At 45.0% G+C, this 2,576-nt stretch carries 2 protein-coding genes; both read left to right on the forward strand.

Features of this window, described 5'->3' with window-relative positions; translation table 11 throughout:
- Positions 1–126: 126 nt before the first annotated feature.
- Positions 127–1,695 carry an IS21 family transposase gene (gene istA, locus G9U52_RS38950; RefSeq protein ID WP_243767825.1) on the forward strand — a complete coding sequence of 523 codons (1,569 nt, stop codon included), beginning with the start codon at positions 127–129 and terminating at the stop codon, positions 1,693–1,695.
- Complete coding sequence (gene istB / locus G9U52_RS38955; RefSeq protein ID WP_166158837.1) at positions 1,692–2,447, forward strand: IS21-like element helper ATPase IstB; 756 nt, start codon at positions 1,692–1,694, stop codon at positions 2,445–2,447. Before istA ends, istB begins: the two co-directional genes overlap by 4 nt.
- Positions 2,448–2,576 lie beyond the last annotated feature (129 nt).

Consider the following 2,576-nt stretch of genomic DNA (forward strand, 5'->3'; position numbering starts at 1 on the left):
TGTAACTGCTAAACTAAAGTGGACAGAAATTGTTAAATAAGAATGAACAGTTTTTAACAGAGAGTTCCTTCAATAGAGTATGATGGTAGAGTTTGCAATCATACCTACGACATTGGGGGAACTGAATTGAATCCAGAGGATAGGTGGCGGACCTATATCGACATTGAACAGCTGCGAGAATTAGGTTTTAACAAGACACAGATGGCGAATCGCTTATCGATCTCTAGAACAACGTTGTATAAATACATGAGGATGACGCCAGGTGTTTTGCAGCAATGGTTAGAAGAAATGCGAACCCGGTCGAAGAAAGCAGATGGCTATGAAGAAGAAGTCGCTTCTTGGTTAAAGGCCTCACCGGACTTATCCTCTGCGCAAGTCATGGATTGGTTACAAGAACGCTATGGCGACATTGGCATGTGCGAGAGCACCATCCGGAACTATGTCAGAGGAATTAGAGAGAAGCATGGGATCGCCAAGGTGAAATACCAACGTCAGTTTGAAGCCGTACCCGATCCACCCATGGGGCAGCAGATGCAAGTAGACTTCGGAGAAATGAAGTTAGAAGATGGGCACAAACAAGGAAAGACCCTGCGCTTCATCGTCTTCGTCCTTTCCCATTCCCGGTATAAATATGTCGAATGGCTGGATCGCTACTATACGACAGTCGATGTGATCGCAAGCCATGAACGGGCCTTTGCCTTCTTTGGCGGAATGGCCAAAGAGATCGTGTATGACCAGGACCATTTGCTCGTGATCAGTGAAAACCATGGAGATATTTTATATACAAAAGAGTTTGCTGCCTATCGAAATGAAAAGAAATTCAAGATCCATCTCTGCCGCAAACAGGATCCACAAAGCAAGGGAAAGGTTGAGAATGCTGTGAAATATGTGAAATACAACTTTGGTAGAGGACGGGTGTATACGAATCTAGCGAAGTTAAATGAAGCTTGCTTGGCTTGGTTAATGCGTACCGGAAACGGAAAAATGCATCACAGCATAAAAAAGATACCGGCGGAAGTGTATGCCCTAGAAAAACAACACCTCCAGCCCGTATTCCTTGTAGAACAACCTGAAACTGCTCTCAGTATAACAAGAGATGTACGAAAGGACAATACCGTTAACTATCTTTCAAATCGCTACAGCCTCCCACTCGGAACCTTTGATGGGACAGATAAAAAAGTGTTCTTGCAGGTGAATGAAGAGGGTGAATTGGTCTTATACGATTCACAAACACGCCTGGAAATCGCCCGGCATGACCCGTGTTTTGAAAAAGGAAAGCTCATTAAAAGCAGGGCCCATGGAAGGGACCGCACGAAAGGAATTGCCGCTTACATCGAACATGCAGCAGGACTGTGTCCGGATCCACTTGTTGCGACCTTGTATTTAAATGAAGTCCATAAGGTGAAACCGAGATATATGCGAGACCAACTTCAAATCATAGAGAAGCAGCTCCGTGCAGCTGCAGCAACAGATGTGGCAGAAGCTTTTGCTTACTGCATGAAAAACCGTCTCTACGGAGCCAAATATTTGACGGATGCGGTGGTTCATTTCGAGAAATACCGCTTGTCTTCTACCCCGGTACATACCTTGCCTTCGGAGCCAGCCATGCAGCCTCCACAAGGAGCGCTTAGCATCAAAGTACCTATCCGCGACATGAGTGTGTACCAGCGAGTTATGGAGGGTGCTGTGCAATGACAACAGCCTTAGATTCGTTAAAACAATCGTTGGTCCAGTTGCGTTTAAACGAAGCTGCAGGGATTGTGGATGGGCTGCTACTTACAGCCGAGAAACAACAATGGAGCTACCGAGCGTTCACCCAGCACCTGTTGGACCATGAGTGTCAACGTAGGGATGCGAAGCAGCTGGCGAAGCGTTACAAGGCAGCTGAACTGCCCGAAATAAAGACATTAGCGGAGTTTAACCCTGAGGAATCGGCTACTTTAAGCAGGAAACAACTGGCGCAGCTACAGGAGCTTATTTGGCTAGAACAGGCCTATCATATCCTCCTCTTAGGCCCACCTGGGACCGGGAAAACGCATCTGGCCTTAGGGCTTGGGATCGAGGCTTTAAACAAAGGATTCAAGGTGAGCTTTGTAACGATGGACACGTTGATTCAGTTGCTAAAAACACAGGAGATTTCGCGGCAGGCCCAATTCAAAATGAAGAGGACCTTGGATTCTGACCTCATCATTCTAGACGATTTAATGTTTATGGCGATGGATCGTAATGAAGCGAACTTATTTTTCCAATTTATTAATAGAGTTTACGGACAATCCTCATTGATCATAACGTCCAATAAAGGTCCCGCAGATTGGGGTGAATTATTAGGGGATGCAGCGATTACAACAGCCATTTTAGATCGTATTATCCACAAAAGTGAAATCATTCATTGTGACGGAGATAGCCATCGGATGAAACATCGAAAAACGATATTTGGTGAAGCGTAATTGTCCACAGAAATCCATGAGAATTGTTGAAGTCGAGCTTATCCACATGTGGATAAGCAAGAACCAATTATGCACAAAAGTGTCCAAAGTTATTTAGCAAAAAGTGTTCAATAGTACTTGACGGTTACA

This window comes from Paenibacillus agricola, assembly GCF_011440305.1.
GTDB classification, from domain to species: Bacteria; Bacillota; Bacilli; order Paenibacillales; family NBRC-103111; genus Paenibacillus_S; species Paenibacillus_S agricola.

Bases quoted from the DNA above. Each gene is read 5' to 3' on its own strand.
- istB (WP_166158837.1), top strand. From the start codon at position 1,692: ATGACAACAGCCTTAGATTCGTTAAAACAATCGTTGGTCCAGTTGCGT.